This window comes from uncultured Helcococcus sp., from assembly GCF_946998255.1.
Lineage (GTDB): Bacteria > Bacillota > Clostridia > Tissierellales > Peptoniphilaceae > Helcococcus.
This window is the reverse complement of the sequence record NZ_CAMPYN010000088.1, coordinates 1-2,966: the sequence shown is the minus strand read 5'-3', so window position 1 is coordinate 2,966 and position 2,966 is coordinate 1. Positions and strand designations below refer to the sequence as shown.

2 protein-coding genes are annotated in these 2,966 nt (G+C 35.6%); both read left to right on the top strand.

Annotation, left to right across the window (positions count from 1 at the left end):
* Positions 1-120 precede the first annotated feature (120 nt).
* Entirely contained in the window at positions 121-1,395 is a 1,275-nt protein-coding gene (gene murA / locus Q0U66_RS05715) for a UDP-N-acetylglucosamine 1-carboxyvinyltransferase (protein ID WP_297378568.1), read from the top strand.
* A gap of 1 nt (position 1,396) precedes the next feature.
* A partial coding sequence (locus tag Q0U66_RS05710; protein ID WP_297378563.1) for an AAA family ATPase occupies positions 1,397-2,966 on the top strand: 1,570 nt, incomplete at its 3' end.

The following is a 2,966-nucleotide window of genomic DNA, read 5'->3' as shown; positions in this document are numbered from 1 at the left end:
CACTAATGATTCCTAGAAGCATTTGTGGTATGATTATAAGGGGTAGTCGCATCTTAATGACTGCTCTTTACCTTACATATTAGGTAGATAATTACTAGAGATTATTTAGGAGATTTATAAATGAGAGAATATATTAGGGTGAGACCAAATGGACCATTAAAGGGAGAAGTTAAAATTTCCGGAGCAAAAAACTCTGGACTTAAGTTGTTGGCTGCGACTTTGCTGACCAAGGAAGAAGTAACCATATCCAACCTTCCTCCATTAAAAGATGTGAATGTTATGCTAGATGTACTTCAATATCTAGGATCAAAAGTTGAAAGGATAGATGAAACCACAGTTAAGATCAAAAATGATGATATCACAGACTACATTACACCAATTGAACTTATGAATAAAATGAGAGCTTCATTTGTTGTAACTGGTCCTTTATTATCAAGATTTGGTAAGTCCATTACCTATATGCCAGGTGGATGTTCTATAGGTTCTAGACCTGTTGACCTACACTTAAAGGGTTTTGAATCTTTGGGTGCCAAGGTACACATAGGAATAGATGCTATTGATGTAGATGGTTCAGCAGGATTAAAGGGTGCTCCAATCTATCTAGATTTCCCATCTGTAGGAGCTACTGAAAATATCATGATGGCTGCAGTTTTAGCAGAAGGTACAACTACTATAGATAATGCTGCCCAAGAGCCAGAAATCACAGACTTAGCTAACTTTTTAAATAAATTAGGGGCTAAAATAAGGGGAGCAGGTACAAAAACTATTGAAGTAATCGGAGTGAAAGAATTATCTGGTGGAAGCCATACAGTTATGCCTGATAGGATAGAAGCTGCTACATATATGGTAGCTGCAGCTATGACTAAGGGAGATGTTTTAGTAACAGATGTTGTTTCGGTTCACTTGGTGCCTATTATTGCAAAACTAAGAGAAAATGGTGCCCAAGTTGAAATTAATGAAGATGAAGATCAAATCAGAGTTATAGGTGCAGATAAGCCAAAGGCTATGAATATCAAGACCCTACCTTATCCAGGCCTACCTACTGATGTCCAATCACAATTCATGACACTTTTAACAATAAGTGAAGGGGATTCAGTTGTAAAAGAAACTGTTTTTGAAAATAGGTTTATGCACGTAGCTGAATTGCAAAAAATGAGAGCCTTGATCGTTACAGATGGTAACGAAGCAAGGATAAAGGGTGTAGATAAATTAGTTGGTACTGATGTGAAAGCTACAGACTTAAGGGCTGGGGCATCATGTATACTTGCAGGACTAGTTGCTGAAGGTGAAACTAGGGTGCATGATACCTACCATATTTACAGAGGCTACTACGACTTTGAAAAGAAATTTACAGACTTAGGAGCAGATTTACAAATAGTAAAAGTAGAGGAATAGAATGATAAAAACCAAAGGTACAGTCGAAGATATCATTTATAGAAATCAAGAAAATTTATATACTGTATTTACTTTAGATACAGAAGATGGCTATGTGACAGTAGTCGGTAAGATTTTAGATTTAAATAAGGGGGATATCTTGTCTGTGTCTGGTGATCTTGTTTTTCATAAGGATTATGGAGAACAAATACAATTGAAAACTTATGAGAAGATTATGCCTAGCTCTGTATCTCAAATTGAGAAATACTTGAGTTCAGGCATAATTTCTAATATTGGACCAAAAAGAGCCAAGCAAATTGTAGATAGGTTCGCTGAAGATACCTTGGATATAATGGGCGAAAGTCCTGAAAGACTATTAGAAATCCCGGGTATAGGAAAGGCTACATTAAAGAAGATTATAGAATCTTTTGAAGCTGCCCAATCTTCCAGACAAAGTGCCCTTTACTTACAAAAGTTTGAGCTTGGTCCAAAGCTAAGTTCCGACATATATGCAAAGTATAAGGAAAAGACAAGAGAAGTTATAGAAGAAAATCCCTACCAACTAATAGATGATATTCGAGGTTTGGGGTTTAATACGGCTGATAAAATGGCTAAGGTCATAGGAATTGGCCATGATTCTGAATTTAGGATAAGGGCAGGAATTATATTCGTACTTGCTCAAGCAGAAGCCAAGGATGGGGACTGTTTCTTATATTATGATGATTTTTTAACTCAAGCAGCAAAAACTCTAAATGTAGATCCTAAGCAAGTTGATGAACAAATTCCATTCTTAGTATTTAATAATAGGATTAAAATAAATGAATTGGATGGCAAGGAAGTTATATATTTAAGAATAGTTTATGATACGGAATTATCCATTAGTCAAAATTTACTGTCCCTACTAAATTCAACTAAAAAATTTGATGGATTTGACTTAGACTGTGAAATAGAAAATGTGGAAAAGCTAGAAGGAATAGAATATTCTGAAAGTCAGAAAAAAGCTATAAAGACAGCTTTAGAAGAAAAGCTAATGATTATAACTGGTGGGCCAGGTACTGGTAAGACAACCATTATAAAAGCCATCATAATGATTGCTAAAAACCTTAGGTTGAAATTTACTTTGTGTGCTCCAACTGGGAGGGCTGCCAAAAGAATGGAAGAATCAACTGGACAAGAATCTTCCACCATTCATAGACTTTTAGGTTACAAGTCTTTCTCAGAAGAATTACTTTTAGACTTCAATGAAGAAAACCCTCTAGATGCAGACTTGGTAATTGTTGATGAAGTTTCCATGGTTGACATCTACCTTATGAATAATTTACTCAAGGCTATAAAAAAAGATTCCATGTTGATATTTGTAGGTGATGCAGACCAGTTGCCATCAGTAGGACCTGGTAATGTCTTAAATGATATGATTGATTCGGGAGTCATTCCTACTATAAAGTTGGATACAATTTTTAGACAAGGTGAGGGATCAAACATCACAAAGAATGCCCATTTAATTAACCAGGGCAAGCAGCCTATATTGAATGAAGCCAATAAAGACTTTTTCTTTTTACAAACAAGAAGTGATGCTGAAACTTTGGAGACCC